The organism is Oceaniferula spumae (assembly GCF_042849255.1).
In the GTDB taxonomy this organism is placed as follows: Bacteria; Verrucomicrobiota; Verrucomicrobiia; order Verrucomicrobiales; family Akkermansiaceae; genus Oceaniferula; species Oceaniferula spumae.
The window spans coordinates 1,904,595-1,929,341 of record NZ_AP026866.1 but is presented as its reverse complement, the minus strand read 5'-3'; the positions used below and the strand labels follow the sequence as shown (position 1 = coordinate 1,929,341).

The window sequence follows — 24,747 nt, the reverse complement described above, 5'->3', positions numbered from 1 at the left end:
GAGCTGATAGTCACTCCTTCAACTTCGCTCTAATAAGAATCCAGTTTCCCGAAGTGGTTTTGACGAAATGCTCGTAGTGCCAGTCTTCGTCGTAGCCATCATGTTCGTTCCGGTTAATGAGGGTCATCGAGCTGTTAGGGGAGTAGTAGATGCTCACTTGTAGGATACTGGGGTCGTCAGCGAGGCGCTGTTTCAACGTTTCAGTATGAGGGTAGCCGCTGCTAGCTGCGTAAGTATTCACGTAATCTTCCACAGCCTGGAGTGATGGCTTGGCCTGCTCGACTCGCGCTTGATAGCTCTTCCTGTTACTGAGCCAAAGGATGAATATGATCAGGTAGATAGCACCCACTACATAGATCACCCTGCGGATCCAGCGCTTGCATGTTCGGGTCCAGAATACCAGCTGGCGAGATTTCAGAGTGACCAGACAGAGGGTTGCAAAGCCGATATAGAATCCCAGTGGCAGTGCTGCTTCCAGCCAGAATGCCAGATCGTGGTAATCCACCCATTTGTGTGAAATTTCCAGTGGTTCACCTTTGATCAGAGGCACGACGATGCCAATGAATTGTGACACACACATCAGGATGGTGAAGAAGATGTAGAACCTCAACCAGGCTTGTGAGCCTTTCAGGATGGAGATTCCTCCGATGATTAAGAAGATGTCGACCTGCAAATGATCGGTGAAAATTGCCGAGGCGATCTGAAAGACAAATCCGGCGATCATACTGATACCGAGGATGCGAGTCAGCCGGCAGTGTTTAGCCGCCCAGCTTTCCTCTTGCCCACGCATGACTACAAAACGAGATTGGTGTGATGGATCGTCATGCATGCGCAGGTAATCTAATCTCAGGCAGATCATGGACAATGAGATTTCCCAACATTTGGACTTTGGAATTTTTAATTTGATCCTTATACTGCACACATGAACACCCGAGAGGCGACCATTGCTCTGAACATGCTGCCCAAGATCGGGCCGGTGCGAGTGAGGCGTTTACTCGAGCAATTCGGCTCGGCTGAAAAAATCCTACAAGCAGACAGCCGCAGTCTGATGTCAGTCGAGGGCATCGGTGCTGAAACGGCGGAGATCATTCATGATTGGGAAAATAGAATCGATCTGAGCCAAGAACTTGATGAGGTGAAAAGGCGCGGATTGAGTGTCGTTACCCAGGCCGATGATAATTATCCGGTGGCTTTGCGTGAATGTTATGATCCACCGTTGGCACTTTATGTCTGGGGCGACCTCTCCGAAAGAGATCGTCATGCATTAGCCATCGTCGGCTCTCGCAGAACATCAACTTACGGCATTCAGACCGCGCGGCAGTTCGGTTTCCAACTGGCCTCCAGCGGCATGACCATTGTTTCCGGTCTTGCCCGTGGCATTGATACCCATGCACACGAGGGAGCGATCGCGGCTAAAAACGGACGCACGATCGCTGTGATCGGGTCCGGGCTTGGCCAAGTCTACCCTCCGGAAAATATGGCCTTGGCCGAGAAAATCGCCAACGGCCGAGGTGCCGTCGTATCCGAATTCTCGCTCAACACGGCACCGAGTAAAAAGACCTTTCCCATGCGCAACCGCATCGTTGCAGCCTGGTCTCAAGCGGTGGTTGTGGTCGAGTGTCCCGAGTGGTCGGGTGCCAGAATCACTGCGAACCTTGCCGGGGAAATGGGCAAGACAATCTATGCCGTGCCAGGCCAGATCGATCGGCCCACGTCGGCTGGTTGCAATGCACTCATCCGTGAAGGAGCCATCCTAGTCACCGGTGGCCACGATATCCTCGATGATATTTCCGCGCTGCCTCTGGGGAAAGCATCATCCCCCCAAGATCAGCCTCCGAAACCACTGCCATCATTGGCCGGCGCCGAGCATGAGATTTTTTCAGTTCTGGAAAATGAGTCTCTGCTGATGGACGAAATTCTAAGCGCCACAGGCCTTTCTCTACCTGAAATCAACGCCACTTTACTCAAGCTGGAGATCATGGGTTTGGTCAAACAGCTGCCCGGCAGTCGCTTTGCTAGAAAATAGGCTCATTTCACGAAATAAACCTGATCCGCAAAAATTGGCACGATGCTTGCTTGATTTGAAATCCGTAGGACATAAACTAGTCACACCGAGCCATGAAAAAAATCGAAGCCATCATCAAGCCCTTCAAATTGGAAGAGGTCAAAGAAGCCCTTGCCGAAGTCGGCGTTCAGGGAATGACTGTCACGGAAGTTAAAGGTTTCGGCCGCCAAAAAGGCCATACCGAAATCTACCGAGGCAGTGAATACACCGTCGACTTTCTCCCCAAGGTGAAGTTGGAAATCATCGTCGATGACGAGGATGCCCAAACCGTCGCAGGAGCCATCGTCAAGAGTGCCAACACCGGCAAGATCGGTGACGGTAAAGTCTTTATCTCCGCCGTTGAAGAAGCCATCCGTATCAGAACCGGCGAGACCGGAAGCGATGCCGTGGCTGTGAACTAACAGTTCACTTCATTCCTTTTAGACAACGGGCAAATCGCGCTGATCAAAAGTGCGGCTTGCCCGTTTGTCGTTTTTTTCTATGCTGCCTGGGCGATGATATCCATCGAACCTGTCAACATCCACTTCCATATACCAGCCACGGATCCGTTAGGCCGCGAGGAGGTATTGGGAAAACTGCGTTTTCTGCCGGAGCAAGTCATGCTCAGCTGGCGCTTGAAGGGCAGTGTCTTCAAGGGTGGTAAAGGCGAGATGACCACCATCGGTCTACCCTACGGGGAAATCGAACACGTCGAACTTGTGAAGAAATGGTTCAAGATCCGGCAAATTGTGCTCCGTATTGAATCTCCCGAACTGGTCAAAGACATACCCGGAGTCGACATGGGAAAGATGGTTCTTCATATCGACGAGCGCTCCCGCATCGAAGCGAGAAAACTAACAGACCTGATCGATTTCAAGCGATCCATGTTCATCCTCGATGAACACGATAAGCGTCTTCAGTCGATGAAGGCCGAGGGTTAGTAGCTCTGCAGCACTGCCTGTGTCAGCTGGGCGGCTTCCTTGCAAAGCTGCTCTGAGTAGCCCATCAGTTTACCGTGGTTGGCCAGGTAGCCGGGGACTTCTTGATTCAGAAAATCAACCCGCATCTGCAGGTGGGACGTGCGCATCTTGAGCTGCATCATTTTTTCCACCACAATGTAGCTGGCATCCAAAAGCTTCTGCTTGTCGGCCTCGGAGACGCTGGCATTGCTCAGCACCGGCTCGGTCGCCTTGACCAGACGTTCGGTGATTTCCTTTTGATCGTTCTTGGCTTCCAAGGTCAGCTGGTAATCGTTTTTTAGTAACACGTAACCGGGGAGCAGTTTGGTCACGACGTCTTGAATCAGATTCTGAGCCTCCTGGGAATTGAGCGATTTATTCTGACGAACGTAACCGAGCTGAGCGAACATTGCGCAGGCAAAGCTATTGAGCTCCTCAGCAGAAATTTCATCACCAAGATTGAGTTCGGTGTTTTCCGTGAACAGGGGCATTTCCGATTGGGTATCGGAAGGTTTTGTCTCGCGCTGAGCTGGCTTGCTATGGCGGGTGGCTTGCCTTGGGGCAGAGGCGTCGATGCGGTTTCTAGGAATGGAACGTCCGCGAAGGGGGTGGTTGAATTCAAAACGTCGGTTCATGGCTTTTAGGGCGCAGTGGCTAATCTGCGGAGCTAAAATGATAAAAATGGCTAATTAAGGCAATGAGATTTACCATGAACGATCTTCAATCCATTATAAAACAAAGGAAAAATTTGGTAATTTAAGTTTACTTAAACATATTGAATTCTAAATAATTTAGCAATTATGGCTCAGGTTTGGGCTAGTTTTTAACATATTACTTGCTCTGATGCTACAGGTTTGCTAATTTTCTCCCGTGGCTGAGACAGATATAATGCAAAAACTAGCTCAATTAGCTGGTGAAATGAGCGATCAGATGAGCGCTGAGCAGTTTCGTCTTTATAAGGAGATGATCTCACGGCAATTCGAGGCGAAGCTGGCGGAGGAAGCATTCCGTGCCGCTGCTGCTGAAGAAGATGCCGGTGACGACCGGAGATCCGAAAGTCTTCGCCAAGTCCACGGTATTCTCGATGATGAGAAATACAGGCTCTCTGGCAGTGAGAGTGTTTTACTAGGTTGCCACTATAAGATGTTAGAGGGCGATGATGAGGTAGACACTAAGCGACTCAACATTCTCCTCCATCGCTTCAATCGCAAGCCGGCGAATACCACCAAGATTGTGGACACGCTGACTAAGAAAAAACTGATGGAAACCAGCAGCGAGGGCATGCACTCTCACAAAACATTTTTCCTCACCCCCGCAGGTCAGGATCATGTGAATTACGTGCTCGGCCAGTTAAGCAATTCAGCAGTGCGCGACCGCTTGTCGGTGGTGGACTAGTGCCTCGTAGGACAAGTTTGCAACTTGTCGGCAGGATATGTGAATGCTCAGGCCAGGTTGGCGAGTTTACTAACAGAACATCCGAGTGGAGCATGAGTTGCCACCAAGTAACAAACTTGTCCCACTCTACTCATTCCTCATCCACCGTTTCGTCGCGCTGGTAGATCGGCAGCTGGCGGTAGGGAACGGTGAAGGCCAGTACCATCATTGAGGTGCCGTAAACACTGCCTGCCTCACGGCTGTCCCATGAACCGTCGTCTTTCTGTTTAGGGAGGTAGTTTTCATACATCCATGTGGCGTATTGCTCCCAAAACTTCCCACCCAGTTGGAACATTCCTTGGGCGTTGTAGTAGTTGCCGTAATATTCAAACTGATTGTTAGGCAGTGAACGGTGGGTTTTCAGGACAAACTCCCCAGCCTTGATAGTGGAGGGTTTGCCGTGTTCGCCACAGAGTTCCAGGCAAAGAAGTCCCATGCCTGTTAGGGTGGTTTTGTGGCCTTGGCTGTCGGTGTAGCCAAAGGAGCCGGTCTTTTTATCGTGATGCCGATAGAGATAGTCAACGGCATCTTTGATCGCTTTATCCGGCACTGCGGCCCCATTGAGTTTAGCCGACCGAAGCGCCATCAGCGCCCAACCGCTGCATGAGGTGTCGCTATCCCTTGACCCCGGGTGATAGCGCCAACCACCTTGGTGACGGCTGCTCTTTTTGACCTGCTGAGCTTGTAAGATAAGTTTCAGAGCCTTGGGCAGGGAGGCATCGATTTTTTTCTGCCTCCCTGGATCCACCATGCCGGAAACCTCGGATAGAAAGAGAGTGGAAATATTGTGAGCATACATCGGACCGCTGCCTCCGCTGGCCGCTTCGTAAACACCATTCTCTTTTTGGGAAGCAATGATGAAGTCGATGCAGCGATTGATGTTCTGAGCGTAGGGACCTTCGGTGGCCATGTGGCCTTTCGATAAAAAGGCCATGCCGGCGAGAGCGGGGATGCCGGTCGATTTCCCAAATCGATCAGGATAAGAGCCGTCTTGGTCCTGAACTTTCGCCAGATATTCAAGAGCCCGCTCAATGCTGGGCTCAATCTTGCTCTGGTGTTTTTCGAAGACAGTCTGGGATTTTTCCTGCGCCAATATTGTTAATGGTGCGGTAAATAGTAGGGCTGAGGCGACTGCAGCAGATGTCGTCCGAGAAAGAGTTGAAAAATCTAACATGCTAATTTCCCTCCTTTCCTTCTCTGGCCACTTCTTGGAAATACTTCCTAACAAGCCCTCGGTAATCTTCGGGGATACCAGCGGCTCCCGAGCCAGCGACATCTGACTTCATCATGGTCTTGAGTTTTTCCCAGTCCTTGGCCGAGACACCGAGTTTGGCCAGTTCAGGCGGCACGCCTGGATCCGGCTGACTCTGTGGATCACCCTCTTGAGGTTGTTCACCCGGTTTTTCTCCAGGTTGATCCGCCATTTGTTCTCCTGGTTGCTCACCGGGTTTTGGTTCGCCTTGATTTTGGCCAGGTTGTTGGCCGGACTTCATGTTTTGCATGGCTTGTTGGGCCGCCTGGTCGAGAGCTTCCGCGGCTTCTTTGGCGGCTTCCGCTGCTTCGGCGGCGTTGTCGGCCTGAGCAGCTTCGGCTGCTTTTTGGAGAGCGTCAGCGAGCTGTTTGCCATCGGCGGGGGCTTGCTTCTGTTGCGCTTGTTTTCCTTGCTGGCCTTTGGCTTGTTTGGCAGCTTCGGCAGCTTGCTCGTCGAGACGTTCGGCTTCGGCCTCGAGTGCGTCTGCGGCTTTTTCGAGTGCTTCTGCGGCAGCCTCATTGCGTTGTGCTGCGCCTTCCTGTTTTCCTTCGCCAGCTTGTTTCGCGGCTTCGCGGGCATGGTCATCGGCTTGGCGGGCCTTGTCCAAAGCCTCGTTTTTTTCGGGCGACCGACCATCGATGTCCGGTATGGCGGCAACGTCTTTGGCAAGTTCCTTGGCGGCCTCAGCCTGTAGTTCCTGCAGAGCTTTTTGTGCTTCGGCATTGTTGCCTTCTCCAAGTGCCTCGAGTGCTTCTGCGACTTTCTCCTGCCGCTCGGCTAGGTCCTTGAGTTCGGGTGCGGCTTGGTCACCTTGTTTCTCCTCGCCGGCTTGTTGAGCCTCTTCATTGCCAGCCTGCTTATTTTCGTCTCCATCCGCTTTTTCTCCCTTGGCTTGCTCCTCAGGTTTGGCGAGTTGGTCGAGGTTCTCGGCTGCTTTTTTGGCGGCTTCAGCAGCTGCCTTGGGTTGGTCCTTCTGAAGTTCGTCGAGGGCCTTTTTGGCCTCGGCTACCGCTTCCGGCAGTTGGTCGGCTCGTTTTTCCTGGTTCTGCTGTGCTTCGGCGAGTTGCTCCTTGGCTTCTTCAAGGATCTTCTTCTGTTCCTTTTCTAACTGTTTCTGTAGGGCGTTTGCGTCTTGCTGTTGTTTCGCCTCAGCATCATCTGGTTTGTTTTTATCGGCTTGTTGCGCGAGTTGTTTTTGTTGCTCGCCGAGTTCACGCGCTTCCTTGGCGAGTTCGCGCGCTTGTTCGGCCTGCTGTTGGGAGGCCTCGGCTTTGGCATCAGGGCGTTCACTGACCTCTCGGCGTAGATCTTCCTGCACCTGTTTCTGGTCGTTTTTCCACTGGTCGTCGGCTTTGTTTTCCTGATCCGGCTGATTGGCTTCCTCTCGAGCCTGGGCCTCAGCCTTGCGTGCCAATTCCTGCTCTTTCTGGGCAAGGTCATTGAGTTTGGCCAAGTCCTCGACTTTCTCTCGGTCTTGTTCCATCTGGCGCTGGAGTTTATCCAGATCTTCGATTGCTTTTTCGGCAGCCTCGCGGGCTTTTTCCATGTCCTTTTTACGAGCTTCCGGCGTGTCGTTAAGTGGTAAGGTCTCGGCTGCTTCACGAGCTTCTTTGGCTTTTTCCGCAGCCTTCTCAACGGTTTTGGCTTTTTGGGCGTGCACACTGTTTTTCATGCGCTCTGCAAGTTCTTCCAGCTTCTCTTCAGCTTCGGCTAGTTTCTCACGGGCTTTTTCCAGATCCTTTTTGGTATTCTTATCGAGTTCTCCTTTTTCGACCTTCTCTTTCTGCCGGTCCATGCGAGCGGCGGCATCTTGGATATCGCGTTTGGCCTTTTCGGTTGCCTCACGGATATCGGATTCCTGAGCGCGAAGTTCCTGGCGGACTAGGGATTCAGCATTGCGTGATATTTTCAGGACGATGGTTTCCGACTCACCGATACCAGGGCCTCCGAGATCGCTGGGGCGATTGTCCTTCACCCTGAGACGAAGTTTGACCTCTCGTGCTTTGGGGTGGCGTTCGAGAATCCCTCCGATGTAAATGCGCGACTCGCCATTCCAGAGAGCCTGTTTGGAGTTTTTGATTCGTGTGGGCAAAACTTGCGACATAGGCGAGACGCGGTGGCCGTTGATTTCGAGATCGATTTCAACCGACTGCAGTCCGATGTGTTCGACGACTTGGTAGGTGATAGGTAACTGATCGTCGCGTCGCACTTTGAGTTCGCGCTGGGTAGGTGTTAGAATGCTGATCTTTGGGGCTTCGTCAGGCAGTGCTTTAACGGGGAAACGGGCCACTTCCACCTCTTCGCCAAGACGGTGCTTGAGCATGATTTTACCTACGCCCGATTGTGCTTTCGACAATGGGAAGTCGATGTTGAGAGTGCCTCCGCTAGCACGTGAATCGATACGGGAGCTGCCGACTTCTTGGTCATCTAAGAGAAAACGTGCAGACTCGACCGGAGTATTGGCGGTGCCTTCGATGCGGATGTTCGTGCCGACAACAGCTTCGATTCCCGCTTTTTGGATCTTGTTCTTGGCTCGTGCAAATCCGGTGTATTCAGGGAAATCATAGATCGCTTCAAGACCGGCGATGCGTGGTTTTGGCCAGACGGTTACCTTGTATGCATCGCTTTCATCGCGACCTGCCCGGACTCGATAACGGAAGCTCTTGCTGGCTGCGGGTAGTTGATAAACGGCCACGTGTTGACCATCCTCCTCACCTGTGAATGCCATGCGCTCCTCGGTGACTTCGCCATTTTCGTGGGTGGTTTCAAGCGTGAGTGTGTCGTTGATGCTGCCTTGATAGAGCACTTTGATTTCCACCGGATCATCTTCTAATACCTCCATGTCCCCAGGGCGGATATCAAAGGCAATGGCACCTGCATTACCGGTCTCCGAGAACGGGGCGACTGCGCGGACTAGGAGGCGGCTCGTTTGAGCGGGCCAGACGATAAATAGTAATAGGAACACCGCGATCAGTCCGGCAGTGGGCCACAGCCAGGCTTTCACTCTTTGGGCGCGCACTTCGATCTGCGGGTCGAGATCTTGCACATCGACTTCGGCTTCGGCGATCAGTTCATTCAAGAGTGATGCTGATGTCCCCGCACCGGATGTTCCTGCGAGTTCCATAGCGGTGCTGATGCGCTCCTGCATTTCCGGATGACGCACCTCGAGCCATCTTGCGATCTGTAATAGCCCGATTTTCCGACGAAGCGGTTTCCAGAAAAGTGCCCAGCCGGAGACTAATGTGACAACGAGAATGGCAATAAAAAGCCCAAGTCTAACAGATGGTGGGACAGGGGCTAAAAAGAAATCCACCGCCATCACCACCAGCACACTTGCTAGAAAGATCGTCAAAACGCCGAGAATGCCACGTGACACCTGCAACCTGCGCACTCGGCGTAGGATAGCTTGGAGACGGTCCGTGATTTTTGGAGGGAGGTCGTTTTTCATAGTGGTGGGTGGATAAGGCTAGCGCCATTAATGACTTACGGCAATCCTCCACTTCTCCTTACAGACCATTCCAAGGTCAGCACAATAAGGAGAAATAGAAGTAGGATCCAGTGATCCCAGAGAGTGGTTTCGCGTAGTTCCTCACGGGTTTCTTCACCGGTGAGAAACAGATCCGGGAGGCTGGTGAGATCGCTGCTGCTGGAAACACGGCCCCCAGAGAGCTCGGCGATGGTCTCCAGTAATGGTCGGTTCAGGGTAGTTTCAGAGAGTTCGACAGGGCTTTTTGCTCCGATAACCCGGACGCCGGTGCTGACTTGGGTGCTTTTCTCATCGAGGAGACCATCGATTTTTTCTCCCTCCAGGTTGATCTCGTAGCTGCCGATATCAGTAAAAGGACCCGCTACCGCCTGATGCAAGCCGTTTGAGTTCTCGACGTAGCTTAGCGGCACGGTGGTGACTCTTTGGCCGTTCAGGATGATGTGAGCACGCAGAGTCTTGTCCTTTACAGGTGATAACTCCTTATCTCTCAGACGTGCTGTGATCTGAATGCGATCATCTCCCGAGTAGGTTAGCTGGTCTGTGCCTAGTCTAACACCACCTGATCCGGAGCGTAAGTTGGGTCCGGCACCCCAGCGCACCAGTTGCCCCCAGAATCGGTGATGATGCAAATCACCGACGCCCTCACGCAGACGCCAAGTGCGATCGGTGAGTAGCATTGCCACCTTGCCGTTTCCAACCTGACTGGCAACTAACAGAGCGTTTTGAGTTTCCTCCTGCTTACGTTTACTGAGTGATTCCAGAGCGTTGCCGAGTTGGTCGGCAGAGGTTGGAGCTGACCTAGCCTGAGAGTTGGCGGATTGTGCCATTAATAACACTTCGGCTCCTTCCTTGATGCCGGTGATCGGATGTCTCCAGCGCAGGGTGGGGAACTTGCTCCAGAGTTGTTCGTTTTCCAATCGGCTGTCCGACTGTGCTGTGACTGGGTGAACCTGCCCACCTGATGTCAGGGCCATTTTAAATTCTGGTATGTCAGCATTAAAATAGTTTCTAACTGAATGCTCGTAAGTAATCGGCAACAGCTGATCCACACTAGGATTTGAAAATGCATGAGGCATCCAGCGCGGGCCGGCGATAGCAACTAACATAGCGCCACGATCTTGCACGCAGACTTGCAGAGTTTTCCAATCGTCACTTCTAAGTGTGTCTGGCTTGATATCGCCGATGATAATGACATCAAACTTTCGCCATTCATCAGCAGATGTCGGTAGCTGAGTGGCCTTGGCATCACCGAACGGACGAGCGGCTGAGGCAGGGATTTGTTGTTCCTTTTGACCTTCAATCCGGTCCGGATTCAATAGCACGTATTGCAAGTGAATGGACTTGTCGCGACCGTAGAAGAGATTGCGTAAATACCGGAATTCCCAACGCGCATGGGAATCGATGATCAAAACATTGGTGCGAGCGTCAGTGACTGCGGTTTCGAAATTCCAGCTGTTATTATTGGCGAATCGCTCTCCTAGAAGTGGGCTCATTTCCAGACGGTAGCCGGTGACTCCTCCTTTGTCAGGGGTGTGTCGGAACCGGACCTCTTCGCGGTGGTGGTCTTGGGGGATGTCGATTTCTTTTTCTTCTAACACCTTATCACCTTGGAGTAATTTGACTTTGGCTTTTTTGCCACGGTAGCCGTCGAATTTTAATCGAGCTGAAACGCGGATGCGGTCACCAAGATAAACGGCATCAGGTGAATTAACCGAGAGAATGGCCGCATCGCGTGGCGATTGATCACTACCCACAGGAATCACTCCGATGGGTGCGTCAAGGATGCCGAAACGGCGGGCAACGTCCTCGACTCGGCCAGGACGATTGTGGCGTCCGTCACTGACGAGAACAACACCCGCCAGGTTATCGGCTGGCACCTGCTCTAACACCGTGGCCAAAGCTCCAGCGAGATCGGTGGCCTGGTCCCATCCGTCAACAGCAGATTCTTCCCCGGCGAGCACTTTACGAGCGGCACGGAGAGTTCGGATATTCACTTTTCCTTCCAAGGAAGTGCTTAATCCGCTGTCTGCCAAAGCTCTCTGGCCGAGGTCGATCCGGCTGGCTGATGCTCCATCGTCTTTGAGATGCATGGATGCTGAATCATCGATTAGCACGACCACCTCACGCTGGATATTCCGTTTCTCCATCCTACTCCAGACCGGCTGCAGCAGCATCCAGAGCAGCCCGACCAGAGCTGACAGGCGTAATGCTAATAACCATTTTCCTCGTTTGGCGGTGACGGCGTTGCGTTCGTATCGATAGAGCAGATAAATAAATTCCGCAGCTGCAGCGCCTAACAAGGCGATACTGGTCATACGCCAACTCGTGCCATACTGGACCACTTTTCCTAACAAGGCGAACAAAGCCCACAATAGCAGGAAACCTATCAGGGTGCGAAGGGCTGAGAAAAGAATACGTCGAATCATGCGCCGTCTCCTTTCATCCGGTGGAATTCCTTGAGGAAGCTTTGATCGGGTTCTCCCGCATTTTCAAAGTCGATCTTCACATCGTCTCCTGCTCGTCTGGATTTTGAAATCCATCGCGCTAGGGCGACTTCCAGAAGCAGTAGCACAAAGGCTGCTATGGCAAGAACCTTCCAAAGCTCTTCACCAAAACCCTTGCCGCTGAGCACAGCGAGGATGTCGTCACGATTTCTAACATTGACCACTTCGAGGTGCTTTCGGATTAAGGTTCGGTCGTCGTCAGTCAGGGTGTCCATGCGGCTTTCTGCAACATCACGTGTGACCACGAGTGGGATCTGGCTTCCTGCGGCTGCACCGAGTTCAGTTTCGGCGCTTTTCGGAACTTTTAGCTGATAGATGCCTGGGATAGCTGCTCCGGAAACTCTGAGCATGCGGCCGCGCCGACCAGCCTCGAGGTTTGCCACACGAGTGACTCCTTGGGGGTCGATGACCTCGGTTGTTTCCATGACTATTTCGCCACCGTCTTGATCGTCGACGGGAGGAAATAGAACCGAGCTGGGTAGAATGGATTTGCTGCCTCCTGGTGGAGTCCAGAACAGGCGCACATGGGAATCATCCCAGTCTTCTTGGTAGGTCACTCTGATATCCACGGCTTTGCCGGCTTCGAGGGTTACTTTGCCTTCGGTGTCAGAATTTTTTTTCGCCCAGAGAATGCGCTTGCCGTTGATTTCCACTTCTAACTGATCATCGGCATCTGCGCTGAAGCGATACTCGCCATCGGCTGGCGGTAGCAATCTTCCTGTCCATCGCACGATAAACCGGTCTTTGGGCATGCTTTTGTCCGGTCCTTTGTTTTTCCAATCAAAATCGATGGCTGGATCGATGCGGGTAATGTGTGCGCGTTTCGTGGGCCCGGTGCCACGGAAATACTCACCCTTGAGTCCGCCGCCTCCGGGTAAGTAAACGGCGGGGCTCCAGCTGGCGGCTACGTTGAGATCGACGCCACTGGCACCGGCGAGCCAGGTGACTAGCTCGTGGACGAAAGGCACAAACGATTCCTTGCCAGGCAGGTTACCGCTCCGACTGTCGAATCCGCAAGTGGCCATCACGACACGTCCCTGTCCGTATGTCCTAGCTGTTAGGAATGGTTTGCCATCTGAGTATCGGCCAATCACATAGCGGGCCGAATCCTCTTCATCCACCTCTCTAATCACCGAAAGCAGTGAACTTCCCAAGTCGCTTTTCTTTTCATCGGAAAACAGTTTTAGCGTGGGGTGGTCGAATGTCGATGGGGCAGGGGAGACGCCATTTTTCTCAGTAAGGATTTCCCCAAGAGCCACTGGTGTTAGGCGGCCGTCAGCGCCTTCCCATGCGTTGTAAAATGACTCGTCGGCGCGAGGTCCGGCGAGTATCAGAAGCCCGCCACCATTGGCGACGTGTCTTTCGATACGACGGGCAACCTCGGCTGGAAGCTTGGGCACATCAGCGAGCACGATCACGCCCTGAGGTGCTATTTCCTTGAGGGTGGAGACATCAGGTGCCGCGATGACCTCAGGCTCCATCAGGTAGCCTTGCTTGGTTTTTTCTCCACGGACAAGACTGCTGGTCGGGGCTAGTGCCAAGGCGGTGAAGCCAGCGGCACGTTCGAAAAAGCTGCCCGATGGATTGCCGTCGACAAGAATCACCGGAAGACGTTTTTTTACCGAGATCACACGCTCAAACCGATCGTCCCCCGGCAAATCATCGCGCACGTCAATGTGGGCTTCGACCACCTGAGGGCCGGATTTTTTAAACCGATAACGGAATTCGACGGTCTCTTGCTGGCCGGGAACGAGCTGTCCGACTTGTCCGAGGGTGTCAGACGGTAGCTTGTTTCCAGCCACACTGAGATCAACCTTGCCCGGCGTAACGGCTTCGGTGCCGGTATTTTCCACCGTGACTAACAGGCGGAGTTCACGGTCGGTGCCTACTACTTGTCGTGACACCTCGATGCCGCTGATGGCCACGTTGCGCAGGTTTTCTGGCGGTGGAAAATTGCGAACCATCAATCGAGGTTTGCGCGGAAGGGAATCGATTGCCTCACCAAGCGATGTCCAGGCCGAGGGGCTGTCGGTCCGCCAACCGATCCGCTGGCTATCGGTGAGCATGAGGATTTCTTTCCCACCGTTTTCACCCTGCGCCAGACTGAGTGTGGCCATACCGAGGGCATCTTGGGCGCGGAAAGGACCGCCGACAGGACGAAGTTGGTCTAACACTTCCAGGACATCAGCGCGATGGGTTAGAGGCGTGGCTGTTTTCAATTCAGGAGCAGGCCCACCGAGGATGACTGTGAATGCGGTACCTCGTGGCGCGTCCTTGACGATCTGACGGGCTTCATCGACCGCGGCCTCGAAGGATGTTTTATCGCCGTTGGGCATGGTCATCGAAGTTGAAGCATCTATCACCAAGGCTACGTCACGACCGCCAGCCAGGCGGAATCGTTGTAAGTTCAGACGGTGTTCCATCAATACGGCAGCAACGGCAAGCAGCAAACATGCGATGCCTGCGAGCCGGACCAGCCATTTGGCCTTTTTACTTGAGAGCACCACGGAACCGGCTACGGCCGCAACGCCAAGCAAGACAAGAGGTAGAACCACCAGCCACGGCACTGAGGAATTCGGCGGCACGAAAGGACGGGCGATAGCTAAAGCGATCAAGGCCATCAGCAGACAGCGGGTCGCCATCAGTAACATGTCCTCCCACTCCATGCGCCGACGTCGCATCGCCACGGTGTCGAAGAGGAAACGCATAGCGCCCCAGTCCATTGGCTTGGCGGCCTGACGGCGGATCAGATGGAGAATGATCGGGATCAAGACTCCCGCCAAACCGGCTAACAAAATGGAATTGAGGAAAAGCATACTGATCAGTTGCCGCTATCGGCGGGCGTGCATTCTCTTTCCTATGTATTTGATTAAAGTATCTTGTAGCGGTGACTTGGTAGTCACCGGCACATAGTCGGCGCGGAGGTTTCCGCAGGTGGATTCCATGCTTTTCACAAAATCGCGCAGGCGCTCCAAATAAGCTGAGCGCACCGCCTGAGGATCGATTTTCAACATGGGTTCGATATTTTCCAAGTCCTTGAACCTTTGGAAATCCTTAAACGGAAATGTCAGCTCCTCCTCGGCTAACAGATGGAATATGACTAACTCATGCTGGCGGAAATCAAAGTGGTGCAGAGCTTCAATCATTGCCTTCGGGTCATCAAAGAAATCACTGATCAACACGACAAGGCCTCGGCGGGGGATGCGTTCTGCGACTTCGTGCAGCACGCCCGCAATCTCAGTCTCCTCGCCGGGCTCTGACTCCCAGAGGGTATCGAGAATACGGCGAACTTGGCTGGGACGGCTGGCGCTGCGGAGTTGGCTTTTTATTTGATTGTCAAAGGTGACCAAGCCCGCACCGTCGCCTTGTTTGATGTAGAGATAGGAAAGGGCGGCTGTTAGGTAGCGGGCGTATTCGAACTTCGAGCGCGGAGCTCCATCGATTTCAGCCGCTTGCTCGCCGCGATAATTCATCGATCCGGAGACGTCCACGGCGAAGGTGACCCGCAGATTGGTTTCCTCGATGTATTGTTTGATGACATTACGATCGTTCTTCGCCATTACCCGCCAGTCGAGATTCCGCGGATCGTCTCCCGGTGAATACTCGCGGTGCTCGGCGAATTCGACGGAGAACCCCTTGTCGGGACTGGTGTGTTTGCCCGAAAGCGTTCCCTGCATCCGCTTGCGTGCCAGCCATTCAAGCCGACGCAACACGTTCATGGTCTCCTCCGGGAGGAGAGACATGCTTTCGGGGAGCTGAAAGGATTCGGACATCAGTGGTTCTAACAATGATCCGACTTACACCGCCAGTTCTTCCTTCGGAGCCAGCTCCTTGAGCAGCATTTTGACGATCTCATCGCTGGTCACCCCGGCGGCCTCGGCGTTAAAAGTGGTCAGTATCCTGTGTCGTAAAACAGGCGCAGCCACAGCGGCGACGTCTCCAGTGGTGGCATGGAATCTGCCGCGAAGCACAGCATGCGCCTTGGCCGCTGATATCAGGCTGATACCTGCACGCGGTCCGGCACCCCAGCCGACCATTTCTTTCACGAAGCTCGGTGCATCAGGGCTTTTTGGCCGGGTAGCACGAGCAAGTTTGGCCGCGAAGTCGATCACGTGGTCACCCACAGGCACACGTTTGACGATTCCTTGCAGGGCGACGATTTCCTCGGCATTCATCAGAGCGGAAACAGTGGCGTCACTAGGGCTTGTTACCCGACGGATAATCTCGCGCTCTTCTTCTTCACTTGGATAGTCCACGACGATGTTGAAAAGAAACCGGTCGAGCTGAGCTTCTGGCAAGGGGTAGGTTCCCTCCTGCTCGATCGGGTTCTGTGTGGCGAGCACGAAAAATGGTTCGGGCAGTTGAAACGTCTTTTCACCGACCGTGACATGATGCTCCTGCATCGCTTCTAACAAAGATGCTTGGGTCTTGGGAGGAGTCCGGTTGATTTCATCAGCGAGCACCATATTGGCAAAGATCGGTCCGTGCACAAAGCGGAAGCCGCGTCGGCCGGTTTCCTGGTCGACTTCAAGCACGTCGGTTCCGGTGATGTCGGACGGCATCAGGTCGGGCGTGAACTGGATACGCTTGAAACTCAGATCGAGAGCCTGACTGAGAGTAGAAACCAGCAGCGTCTTCGCCAAGCCGGGCACACCGACCAGCAGCGCGTGGCCTCGACATGAGATCGCCATCAACACCTGCTCAACTACATCTGCCTGCCCCACGATGACTTGGGAAAGCTCCTCTTTCATCCGCCCGTAGACGGCGTGTAATTTCTCGACGGCTTCCTTGTCGCTGATATTCGTTTCCATAATGATACTAGATGATGGTTTCCCCCTGTTTGGCAACAACCGATGCTGCGCACAGGGCATCCGTATCAATACTCCTCAACATGTGCCTGAGCTTTCAACTGAACGTATGAATATTTCAATTCTTTGCATCGCGGACTAAGAAGTCATCAGAGCTGAAGAACTGTGTAGAGTCTGGGGCAGGGTGGTAAATAGCCTCCCGCCCAACAATCACCTCATTTCTGCAGCTGCTTGATCTGATCTCGTAAGTGGGCGGCACGTTCGAACTCTAACTTGGCAGCGGCCTCACGCATTTCCTCTTCGAGCTCGGCGATCACCTGCACCGCGTTATAAGTGGCCTCGTCCTCATTGAGAACCGCGCGGTTGATCTCATCGGCGCTTTCCGAGTATTGGGTGGCCTGGCTGAGGCTCTCTTGCACACCACGGATCACACTCTGCGGAGTGATACCGTGTTCCTCGTTGTATTCGACCTGCCGAGCCCGACGGTATTCGGTGATGTTGATCAAGGCTTGGATGGAGTCAGTTATCTCATCGCAGAAAATCACACACTCACCTGAGACATGGCGGGCGGCACGGCCGGCGGTCTGGATCAAGGAGGTTTCATTACGCAGGAAACCTTCCTTATCGGCATCGAGGATGCAAACGAGGGAAACCTCCGGTAAGTCGAGACCCTCACGCAGCAGGTTGATCCCTACTAACACATCGATCTCAGCATTACGCAATGATCGGAGAATTTCCACCCGCTCGATCGCGCCAACATCGGCGTGAATGTAGCGGACCTTCAGCCCGGTTTCTTGAATGTATTCGGAGAGGTCCTCGGCGGTCTTTTTAGTGAGTGTGGTAACCAGCACCCGCTCGCCTTTTTCGACTCGCTCACGACACATGTCGATGGTTTCATCAATTTGTCCCTTGAGCGGCTTGAGGGTGAGAATGGGGTCCAGCAGGCCAGTGGGTCGGATGATTTGTTCTACCACCAAGTTGGTTCCAGCTGACTTGACATCGAAGTCGTCGACATCCTGATCGGCTCCGCTCGGTGTGATGTTCTTACGGATCTGTTTCAGTGCCTGGGCGGCGGAAATCTCACCTCGTTTCCATGGGATGAAGCGTTTGTTGTCCGGGCGGGAGTTGATGAACTCAAATGGGCCAGGGGTGGCGGAGATATAGACTCGTTGATTGGTCATCTGCATGAACTCATCAAACTTGAGCGGACGGTTATCCAATGCGCTGGGAAGACGGAAGCCATGTTCCACCAAGGTAGTCTTCCGGCTTTTATCGCCTTCATACATGCCGCCAACCTGAGGCACACTGACGTGGCTCTCGTCCATGAGTAGGAGGTAGTCATCAGGAAAAAAGTCTAACAGCGTGTATGGTCGGGCGCCTGGCGCTCTGCCTGTGAGGTGACGTGAATAGTTCTCAATACCCTGACAGAAGCCCATTTCCTGCATCATCTCGATGTCGTAATCGGTGCGCATACGGATGCGTTGGGCCTCGATGAGTTTGTCGTGTTTTTCAAACCATTCGACTCTTTCGTTCGCCTCCTTTTTGATCGCTCGGATCGCGGTGTTGAGTTTGTCCTTATCGGTGACGAACTGCTTGGCGGGGAAAAAGGTATGGCTGTCGAGCGTATCCATCCGGCTGCCTGTTAGGGCATCGATCTGAGAAATACGTTCGATTTCATCTCCGAAGAACTCCACCCGGATGGCGGTGTCTTCAAGGTATGCCGGATGCACCTCCACCACATCTCCACGCACTCGAAATTGGCCGCGTGAGAAAGCGATGTCATTGCGCTCGAACATCAGGTTAACCAGTCCGGCGAGAAATTCCTCGCGATCCATCTCATCGCCGGTCTTCACCGGCAACATCATGTTCTGATAATCCTCGGGAGATCCCAGACCGTAAATGCAAGAGACAGATGCGACCACTATCACATCCTCGCGAGTGATCAGGGATCCCATAGTACTGAGACGAAGTCGCTCGATCTCATCGTTGATGGCACTGTCTTTCTCGATATAGGTATCTGAGCGAGGGATGTAAGCCTCAGGCTGATAGTAATCGAAGTAGGAAACGAAATACTCGACCGCATTGTTAGGGAAAAAGCTTTTGAGTTCGGAGTAAAGCTGGGCGGCGAGGGTTTTGTTATGACTCATCACCAGAGTCGGTCTGCCAACGCGTTCGATGATATTGGCTGCGGTGAACGTTTTACCGGATCCAGTGACACCTAACAATGTCTGGTGCCGATTGCCTGCCTCAATGGACTTGACCAGTTTTTCGATAGCAGGGCCTTGATCGCCGGACGGTGAGTAATCGCTGTTGAGAGTGAAAGGCATTTCGAGGTGTGCTGAAGAGAGGGCACGCTATCGTAGATTCGAGCAGATGACAACGTCCTGCAAGTGTCGGATACCAATAAAAGCATACCAGCGCAAAGGCGCCTTGCCCCGTCGTCCTGTTCTCAAGCGGTGTCGGATACCAATAAAAGCATACCAGCGCAAAGGATGGGTAAAAAAATAGCCTGTATGCTCGGAAGGTGTGATCTGGCGGCGGGATCAAATTTGCCTACTTTAAAAGGCGAACTCACAAAAACCATGAAACACACCATAATTACCAAAACAAGTATCGCTGCGACGATGGCATTGTCCTTTGCTGCCAGCGCTTCGGCAGTCGTTGTTTATCAAGACACCTTTAGCGACACAGATCTTACAAGTAACCCCGGAACTGGAGGTGGAATTATCGCTGGAACAGGTTCGAATACTGGAGGTCCACTGCAAGAAGCAGGTGGCAATATGAGCCAAGTAGCGGCCAGTGGAGGCGCGGGGGGGCAAATGGTAGGAAAAGGCGTCACGAACAATAGTTTCGCCATCGCACCGGGTTATACGCTGTCTGTGACCTACTCGATTTCCAATCAAGCAAACTCTGGAAACCCGCCTTATCCATCGAACAGTTTTTCCTTTGGTCTGGTGGAATCATCAGTGGATGTCGCTACTTTGGGAGGATTTCACAGCTTCAGTGCTTACGAGGGGATAGGCTTAAATCTGACTGAGCGAAGTGGTGCCCCACTCGGGCTGATGTATGGTGACGGAACAGGTCCAAGTAATCTTTTGGACGGATCTCAAACAGTCACCACCGGAACGGATCAGACCATGGTGCTTACTGTGGATGCCGCTGGGAATTACAGCTTCAGTTTAAACGGCGCGACCGCTGGCACTGGGACCACAGCGATGGATCTATCAAAGAGTTACAAATTCGCTATTTACACCCAAGGCTCGGATGGGGGCAGCATGATCAGCCAGGTTACGCTGGATGTTGTGCCTGAGCCAAGCTCGACAGCGCTTCTTGGCCTCGGTGGGTTGGCGCTTATCATGCGTCGCCGCCGCGCATAATATCTTAGAGTAGAAGTCATCTTTCAACCACCGCTCCACTTTGTTGGACGGTGGTTTTTTATGCCTGCTCCACGAAGAGGTGATTTTTGGTGTGTCTGGAGGCGGTGAACATTTGTCTTGTCGAGAATCGAAAAAAGGCCGGCTCAACTGAGCTGGCCTTGTGTGAATATGAGCTATTATCTACGGCGACGTAGCAGGAAGCCGCAGAGACCGATGCCGAGGAGGGCGGTGGAGGAGGGCTCTGGAACTGATTCGATGATAATGCCATTGATGAGGGAGCGGGTGCCGCTTCCGCCGGTGGCGGACATGCTGATGGTCACGTCTTGGAGGGAGAGATTGTCAAACACCACGAACTTTTCTCCCTCGGTGAATGTACCGGTAAAGCCTCCGCCGTCGGAAATCGTCTTGGTGGTTCCGTCAATGGTGTATCCCATCACACGGGGGTTGCCGGCGTTGTCGTCAGGTCCCTCTCCATAGATGGTAATGCGGTAGCCGCTGGAGAATACGGAGCCGAGACCGTTGATGGTGAGTGATTCACCACCACCACCCACTTCACTCAGGAAGCCGTATAAGCCGTTCATCATGATCTGGTCGTCGTTGGCGTTGCCGCCGTTGAAGGTGGAGGTGCCTGCTGTGACATCAAGTGTCGCACCGGAGGCGCCTGACCCATCTGCGAAGTTGAGAGCCTTACCAGTGAAAACCAGGCCGTCACCGCCGTTGTTCGCCACATTGTTCCAGACGTCGGAACCGTTCGAGCCGGCTGAGACAATGGTTCCATCCGGTGCTGTGTCGAGGTTGCCCACTGTGGTGAGCCCGTTGTGAAACATGATGTTAATCGTCGCAGCTTGGGCAGAGAGGGCGAACATTCCAATGGCACTGGAAATGAGGGTAGATGGTTTGAGCATGGTGTTCAATTTGAATGAGTGTTTCTTATAGAGGGGGGCAGCCGTAAGGTCAATTACCTATTGATTTCATAAAGCAAGAGCCGCGCGGCAGTGGGCGGCCGCTTTTGAGGTAATGCGTGGATGAACTATCGGCGACGGAGGAGCAGGAGAGCGAGACCGGAAAGTCCGAGTAATGCGGTGGACGAAGGTTCTGGCACAGCCACGATTTGAAAACCGTTGATCGTGGCTCGCGCCTCGGATGAAAGTCCGGTAATGGTGAACGAGGAGCCGCTAAATCCGGTGTAAAGGGAGTAGTTGCCATTGGCAGTGGCTGTTCCGGAGGTGGTGCCGGTGGCTCTTACCCACTCCATGATGCCATCGTCATTGGCATCGGCATCAGTGGTTGAATCTTGAGTCCAGAAACTCTGGGACACACTACCATCATTGATGTTGAAGCCGTAGTTCCGGTCTTGGTTGAGGTCGTGGAAAATGTAAACTTTATACCCCTTGGAGGTGAATTCTGAAGCCAGATTGTTAACGGTGATGGTTTCTCCCGTTTGTGTGCCGCCGAAATTCAGATATGAATGCATGAGACCGGCTTCACCGGTTGATCCTTGGTTGGGTTCGCTGGTGAAACCGTAATTGGCATATCCGGTGCCACCACCGTTGCGGATGGTGGTGTTCAAGGTAGCCGCCGCATCTCCGCTGTTGTTGACTAAACTGGTGTTGTTGAAGTTGTTAGTATTACTGGTGTTACCGAAAGCCGCAATGGTGATGTTGTTCCAGTTGGCACCGTCAACCGATTCGAACTGAGTCGCCGATTCGCCAGCATCTACGGAGTTATTATCGTTGTTGCCGATGCGGAAGTTAACGCTGATCGAAGCTGCTTGAGTGGCTGCGAGACCGACACTGAAAACGAGAGAAGCAAGGAATTTGGCGTTCATAAGTGGATGATAGCTAGGAGGGTTTACTAAGGATTTTAATGGTGAAAAAGCCGCGCTGTGGCGGGCGCGGCTTTTGAAGTATTGAGTGACGAACTATCGACGACGGCGGAGGATAAATCCAAGACCGGCGAGGCCGATGAGGGCTGTCGAGCTTGGCTCTGGGACGGCAGTGCCTTGGAAAAGGACGTTGTCGAAGATATAGCCCTCTGGCACACCTCCACTAGAATCATCGGCAGTCATCGCGATGTAGAGTTGTGCGGAAGTCACGGTAGGGTCGAAGTTGAATGTGAGGTTGGTGCCGTCGAATGCAGCACCGTTGAGCGCGTCCGCATTGGCAAGTGTGCCGTCGGTCTGACCTAAGGTGCTGAGGATATCTGTGCCGGTGGTTGATCCGTTCAGATAGAGGCGTACGACAAGGTCGTCGTCTCCGTCAACCGTGCCGCTTTGGGAAATCGTCATCGAAAATGAGTTGTTAACGAAACCGGTCAAAGAGGCAGAGTTGAAGACAAATGCGGCTGAGTCTGCTTGGTTGTTGAATGTGACGCCAAATTTTCCAGTTTCCAGAACGCGCCTGGAGTTGCTGGTCAGGTGGATGGCCTGAAGGGTGCCGCCTGCTGTGCCGAAATATCCGTTGTCTGCGCCTGCAGGGCTTTCTGTTCCGAAGCCGCTGAAGCCGAGACCTGAGCCGCCGTAGGTTTGGGTGATGTCCACGCCGTTTTCATCTGCATCGATAACGCCATCGTTGTTGAGATCTTGGTAGTTTCCTGAGAAGTTGTTTCCGATTCCAAAATCCTGATCGTCGTCGAAGCTTTGGCTGATGATGGTGGCTGCGTGCAGTTGGCCGGCGGTGAGTGCCGTCGCTGCAAGGAGGAATGTTTGCTTTTTCATTGAGTTGTTGTTGGTAGGAGGTGTTGTGTTAGGCCGACCAAAATCCTCTGATTCTTGACCGGACGGATCTGAGATAGTTTGTAAGCAACTGATTGACAACGAAGTCGCCCCGAAAGGTGATAGCCCAAACTTTGGGCTTTTGAGTTGGGGTGATTAAGAATAGCGTGCGATATGGACCAGTCAGTGCGTGGTAAATCTGTCCCTGAGGCGGTGATGGATAGAATTCGGCGTGATGTTGCTGATGGTGTTTGGAAGGAGTTTCTCCCAGGTTCACGAACGTTGGCCGACCATTATGGTGTGAGTAATGGCTCGGTGTGCACTGCACTCAAGAAGCTGGAAGACCGGGGCGAAGTGGCGGCTGGCAGACGAGGGCACAAGCGCCGGATTCTCGCGGGGATGCGGAGAGATGGAGTGGGGACGAAGCAGCTGCTGTTATTTATCCTGTCCGAGACGGTGCAGATGGACTCAGTGGACGAAGCGATGGTCAGTCAAATGCTGGATGACGTCTGGCGACCGGCAGGCCACGATGTGGTGTGGGTGCGGGCCGGCGGAAGTGGCGAGGCCAAGGCCCGGCATCAGGTGTCGCGCTGGATCAAAGAGTTCGCGCCGGATCGTATAGCGGTGTTCATGGGCCCGGGAAACTGGATACAGGCCTTACACGAAACAGGTTTGCCGATGTTTTGTTTGGGCGGTGAACTGATGGGATTGGCGGACAAGGTGAGTGGCTACGCCATGGACTTGGAGACTGTCGTGGAGCTGTCTCTGGTGAAGCTCAGGGAACTGGGGCACAGTCGCATTTTACTTCCCCAGCCTGCGGACCGAACGAGTTATCCGGAAATATCTCGTCGGGTGTATCGCCGAGTGCTGGGGGATGTGTTGAGTGAACAGGAAATGGAAGGGCTTTGTCCGGTATTGCCGTTACCGGATGTCATGGACTGGCAAAGATGGTGGCTGAAGCATCTCGCCAAATCCAAGGCAACGGCCGTGATGAGTATGCGCGAGTCCGAAATTTTATCTCTGATCGGAGTTTGCATGGCCTCGGGGATCAAGCTCCCGAAACAGTTAGATGTAGTGGCTACTCTGGATTCGAAAATGTTAGATTGGTTTTCTCCAGTAATTCACCGAGTTCGGCACGATGAGTCCAAGGTAATCAAACATTTCCGGCTCTGGGCCGACGGGGGCAAGCCTGAGTTCCATTACTTGAAACCCATATGGGAAAAGTGCCGAGGCGAGTAGCGGCATACAAAAATGCGAGCGAGTCACTGTTGCACTCACTCGACTTTTGAAAAGTGCAACTCGTGCCTAGCTATTATTCCCTGCGGCGGCGTAGCAGGAGACCGCAAAGACCCGCGCCGAACATGGTGGTGGTCGAAGGTTCGGGCACGGTGGCGACGAAGGTGTCGAAGTAGATGTCGAGGCCGGACGGGCTTGAGACGTAAGGGTTGGAGGCGGGTGTGGGGGTTATAAAATTTCCCTGGGTTCCGGCCGGAAACAACCCACCATTTCCAGCGGAGGCACGCATGTAGGCTCCGTTGTCTCCTCCGGCCCAGTTTTGTGCACCGTAGGTGTCCGAGCCTCCCGTGACTGGAGTGGCGCTAAGGACGAGTTCGTTATTGAAAAAGAGATTGAGCACTGAGTTGGCGGGAGTGGCATTGTCCATATGCAGGGATACCGTGATGGTGGTCGTGGTATTGCCGGTGATGTCATAGGGAACGGATGCAGTTGGGATTGCGCCGCCGTTGTTGCCGCCAAGCACACTGCCAGTGTTGCTTGCATTTGCTCCGTCAGCATCAGTCTGCACTACAAGTCGCGATGATTGGAGAACGAGTGACGTGCCGAAACTGGAGGCGCCAAACTCGAAGAGGTTGACGGTATTGCCACCTGTAGCCGGCCTGAGTAAATTAGCACTGAACTGGAAGGTGACGTCCTTCGTATTGTTACTGCCAGTCGACCAAACGCTGGAATTGATGGCGTTTCCTGCTGCAATTGTCGTACTAGGGGATGCTGAGGCCAAATCGAGGAGGGTGGTCGTGGCGGCGTGAGTGGTCGAGAATGTGAGCAGACTTAGTGCGGGGATAAGACGGGATTTCATGGGACAACGTTTTGGAGGTTTCTTGGAGCTGAATGCCTATGAGGTGGCATTCTCACGTAAAGTGATGGAGGGTT

19 protein-coding genes are annotated in these 24,747 nt (G+C 53.3%); 6 read left to right on the top strand and 13 right to left on the bottom strand.

The window, feature by feature from the left end:
- Window positions 1-10: 10 nt before the first annotated feature.
- On the bottom strand, window positions 11-859 hold the full coding sequence (locus ACSPJT_RS08015; protein ID WP_435895854.1) for a hypothetical protein: 849 nt from the start codon (window positions 857-859) through the stop codon (window positions 11-13).
- Between the two features lie 63 nt (window positions 860-922).
- On the opposite strand from ACSPJT_RS08015, the gene dprA reads away from it, so the two are divergent.
- The 3 genes from dprA to ACSPJT_RS08000 all read left to right on the top strand — a co-directional run bounded on the left by dprA (window position 923) and on the right by ACSPJT_RS08000 (window position 2,985).
- Window positions 923-2,026 carry a DNA-processing protein DprA gene (gene dprA, locus ACSPJT_RS08010; protein ID WP_435895853.1) on the top strand — a complete coding sequence of 368 codons (1,104 nt, stop codon included), beginning with the start codon at window positions 923-925 and terminating at the stop codon, window positions 2,024-2,026.
- A gap of 92 nt (window positions 2,027-2,118) precedes the next feature.
- Window positions 2,119-2,466, top strand: coding sequence for a P-II family nitrogen regulator (locus ACSPJT_RS08005; protein ID WP_435895852.1), 348 nt, complete (start codon window positions 2,119-2,121; stop codon window positions 2,464-2,466).
- Window positions 2,467-2,559: 93 nt separating this feature from the next.
- Complete coding sequence (locus ACSPJT_RS08000) at window positions 2,560-2,985, top strand: hypothetical protein (RefSeq protein WP_435895851.1); 426 nt, start codon at window positions 2,560-2,562, stop codon at window positions 2,983-2,985.
- Here the strand turns inward: ACSPJT_RS08000 and ACSPJT_RS07995 are convergent.
- A complete protein-coding gene (locus ACSPJT_RS07995; RefSeq protein WP_435895850.1) occupies window positions 2,982-3,638 on the bottom strand; it encodes a hypothetical protein in 657 nt (218 codons plus the stop codon). The two genes, ACSPJT_RS08000 and ACSPJT_RS07995, sit on opposite strands and share 4 nt — an antisense overlap.
- A gap of 253 nt (window positions 3,639-3,891) precedes the next feature.
- On the opposite strand from ACSPJT_RS07995, the gene ACSPJT_RS07990 reads away from it, so the two are divergent.
- Window positions 3,892-4,398 (top strand): hypothetical protein, encoded by a 507-nt coding sequence (locus ACSPJT_RS07990; protein WP_435895849.1) that lies wholly within the window; start codon window positions 3,892-3,894, stop codon window positions 4,396-4,398.
- A gap of 130 nt (window positions 4,399-4,528) precedes the next feature.
- Here the strand turns inward: ACSPJT_RS07990 and ACSPJT_RS07985 are convergent, their stop codons facing one another.
- The 7 genes from ACSPJT_RS07985 to ACSPJT_RS07955 all read right to left on the bottom strand — a co-directional run bounded on the left by ACSPJT_RS07985 (window position 4,529) and on the right by ACSPJT_RS07955 (window position 18,815).
- A complete protein-coding gene (locus ACSPJT_RS07985) occupies window positions 4,529-5,611 on the bottom strand; it encodes a prenyltransferase/squalene oxidase repeat-containing protein (RefSeq protein WP_435895848.1) in 1,083 nt (360 codons plus the stop codon).
- A 1-nt stretch (window position 5,612) separates the two neighbouring features.
- Window positions 5,613-9,137: a hypothetical protein gene (locus ACSPJT_RS07980; RefSeq protein WP_435895847.1), complete on the bottom strand. Its 3,525-nt coding sequence runs from the start codon at window positions 9,135-9,137 to the stop codon at window positions 5,613-5,615.
- A gap of 35 nt (window positions 9,138-9,172) precedes the next feature.
- Entirely contained in the window at window positions 9,173-11,602 is a 2,430-nt protein-coding gene (locus ACSPJT_RS07975; RefSeq protein ID WP_435895846.1) for a hypothetical protein, read from the bottom strand.
- Window positions 11,599-14,496, bottom strand: coding sequence for a PA14 domain-containing protein (locus ACSPJT_RS07970; protein ID WP_435895845.1), 2,898 nt, complete (start codon window positions 14,494-14,496; stop codon window positions 11,599-11,601). Before ACSPJT_RS07970 ends, ACSPJT_RS07975 begins: the two co-directional genes overlap by 4 nt.
- Before the next feature lie 15 nt (window positions 14,497-14,511).
- Complete coding sequence (locus ACSPJT_RS07965; protein ID WP_435895844.1) at window positions 14,512-15,453, bottom strand: DUF58 domain-containing protein; 942 nt, start codon at window positions 15,451-15,453, stop codon at window positions 14,512-14,514.
- A gap of 24 nt (window positions 15,454-15,477) precedes the next feature.
- A complete protein-coding gene (locus tag ACSPJT_RS07960; RefSeq protein WP_435895843.1) occupies window positions 15,478-16,491 on the bottom strand; it encodes an AAA family ATPase in 1,014 nt (337 codons plus the stop codon).
- A gap of 212 nt (window positions 16,492-16,703) precedes the next feature.
- Window positions 16,704-18,815 (bottom strand): excinuclease ABC subunit UvrB, encoded by a 2,112-nt coding sequence (locus ACSPJT_RS07955; protein ID WP_435895842.1) that lies wholly within the window; start codon window positions 18,813-18,815, stop codon window positions 16,704-16,706.
- A gap of 255 nt (window positions 18,816-19,070) precedes the next feature.
- On the opposite strand from ACSPJT_RS07955, the gene ACSPJT_RS07950 reads away from it, so the two are divergent.
- Entirely contained in the window at window positions 19,071-19,865 is a 795-nt protein-coding gene (locus tag ACSPJT_RS07950) for a PEP-CTERM sorting domain-containing protein (RefSeq protein ID WP_435895841.1), read from the top strand.
- Between the two features lie 176 nt (window positions 19,866-20,041).
- Here the strand turns inward: ACSPJT_RS07950 and ACSPJT_RS07945 are convergent, their stop codons facing one another.
- The 3 genes from ACSPJT_RS07945 to ACSPJT_RS07935 all read right to left on the bottom strand — a co-directional run bounded on the left by ACSPJT_RS07945 (window position 20,042) and on the right by ACSPJT_RS07935 (window position 22,581).
- Window positions 20,042-20,770, bottom strand: coding sequence for a PEP-CTERM sorting domain-containing protein (locus tag ACSPJT_RS07945; RefSeq protein WP_435895840.1), 729 nt, complete (start codon window positions 20,768-20,770; stop codon window positions 20,042-20,044).
- A gap of 125 nt (window positions 20,771-20,895) precedes the next feature.
- Complete coding sequence (locus ACSPJT_RS07940; protein WP_435895839.1) at window positions 20,896-21,693, bottom strand: PEP-CTERM sorting domain-containing protein; 798 nt, start codon at window positions 21,691-21,693, stop codon at window positions 20,896-20,898.
- A gap of 93 nt (window positions 21,694-21,786) precedes the next feature.
- Window positions 21,787-22,581 (bottom strand): PEP-CTERM sorting domain-containing protein, encoded by a 795-nt coding sequence (locus ACSPJT_RS07935; RefSeq protein ID WP_435895838.1) that lies wholly within the window; start codon window positions 22,579-22,581, stop codon window positions 21,787-21,789.
- A 171-nt stretch (window positions 22,582-22,752) separates the two neighbouring features.
- On the opposite strand from ACSPJT_RS07935, the gene ACSPJT_RS07930 reads away from it, so the two are divergent.
- Window positions 22,753-23,817, top strand: a complete 1,065-nt coding sequence (locus tag ACSPJT_RS07930) for a hypothetical protein (RefSeq protein WP_435895837.1) — start codon at window positions 22,753-22,755, stop codon at window positions 23,815-23,817.
- Between the two features lie 73 nt (window positions 23,818-23,890).
- Here the strand turns inward: ACSPJT_RS07930 and ACSPJT_RS07925 are convergent, their stop codons facing one another.
- A complete protein-coding gene (locus ACSPJT_RS07925; protein ID WP_435895836.1) occupies window positions 23,891-24,673 on the bottom strand; it encodes a PEP-CTERM sorting domain-containing protein in 783 nt (260 codons plus the stop codon).
- Window positions 24,674-24,747 lie beyond the last annotated feature (74 nt).

Coding starts and splice junctions, on each gene's coding strand:
- ACSPJT_RS08015 (WP_435895854.1), bottom strand. CDS start 859: ATGATCTGCCTGAGATTAGATTACCTGCGCATGCATGACGATCCATCA.
- dprA (WP_435895853.1), top strand. CDS start 923: ATGAACACCCGAGAGGCGACCATTGCTCTGAACATGCTGCCCAAGATC.
- ACSPJT_RS08005 (WP_435895852.1), top strand. CDS start 2,119: ATGAAAAAAATCGAAGCCATCATCAAGCCCTTCAAATTGGAAGAGGTC.
- ACSPJT_RS08000 (WP_435895851.1), top strand. CDS start 2,560: ATGATATCCATCGAACCTGTCAACATCCACTTCCATATACCAGCCACG.
- ACSPJT_RS07995 (WP_435895850.1), bottom strand. CDS start 3,638: ATGAACCGACGTTTTGAATTCAACCACCCCCTTCGCGGACGTTCCATT.
- ACSPJT_RS07990 (WP_435895849.1), top strand. CDS start 3,892: ATGCAAAAACTAGCTCAATTAGCTGGTGAAATGAGCGATCAGATGAGC.
- ACSPJT_RS07985 (WP_435895848.1), bottom strand. CDS start 5,611: ATGTTAGATTTTTCAACTCTTTCTCGGACGACATCTGCTGCAGTCGCC.
- ACSPJT_RS07980 (WP_435895847.1), bottom strand. CDS start 9,137: ATGAAAAACGACCTCCCTCCAAAAATCACGGACCGTCTCCAAGCTATC.
- ACSPJT_RS07975 (WP_435895846.1), bottom strand. CDS start 11,602: ATGATTCGACGTATTCTTTTCTCAGCCCTTCGCACCCTGATAGGTTTC.
- ACSPJT_RS07970 (WP_435895845.1), bottom strand. CDS start 14,496: ATGCTTTTCCTCAATTCCATTTTGTTAGCCGGTTTGGCGGGAGTCTTG.
- ACSPJT_RS07965 (WP_435895844.1), bottom strand. CDS start 15,453: ATGTCCGAATCCTTTCAGCTCCCCGAAAGCATGTCTCTCCTCCCGGAG.
- ACSPJT_RS07960 (WP_435895843.1), bottom strand. CDS start 16,491: ATGGAAACGAATATCAGCGACAAGGAAGCCGTCGAGAAATTACACGCC.
- ACSPJT_RS07955 (WP_435895842.1), bottom strand. CDS start 18,815: ATGCCTTTCACTCTCAACAGCGATTACTCACCGTCCGGCGATCAAGGC.
- ACSPJT_RS07950 (WP_435895841.1), top strand. CDS start 19,071: ATGAAACACACCATAATTACCAAAACAAGTATCGCTGCGACGATGGCA.
- ACSPJT_RS07945 (WP_435895840.1), bottom strand. CDS start 20,770: ATGCTCAAACCATCTACCCTCATTTCCAGTGCCATTGGAATGTTCGCC.
- ACSPJT_RS07940 (WP_435895839.1), bottom strand. CDS start 21,693: ATGAACGCCAAATTCCTTGCTTCTCTCGTTTTCAGTGTCGGTCTCGCA.
- ACSPJT_RS07935 (WP_435895838.1), bottom strand. CDS start 22,581: ATGAAAAAGCAAACATTCCTCCTTGCAGCGACGGCACTCACCGCCGGC.
- ACSPJT_RS07930 (WP_435895837.1), top strand. CDS start 22,753: ATGGACCAGTCAGTGCGTGGTAAATCTGTCCCTGAGGCGGTGATGGAT.
- ACSPJT_RS07925 (WP_435895836.1), bottom strand. CDS start 24,673: ATGAAATCCCGTCTTATCCCCGCACTAAGTCTGCTCACATTCTCGACC.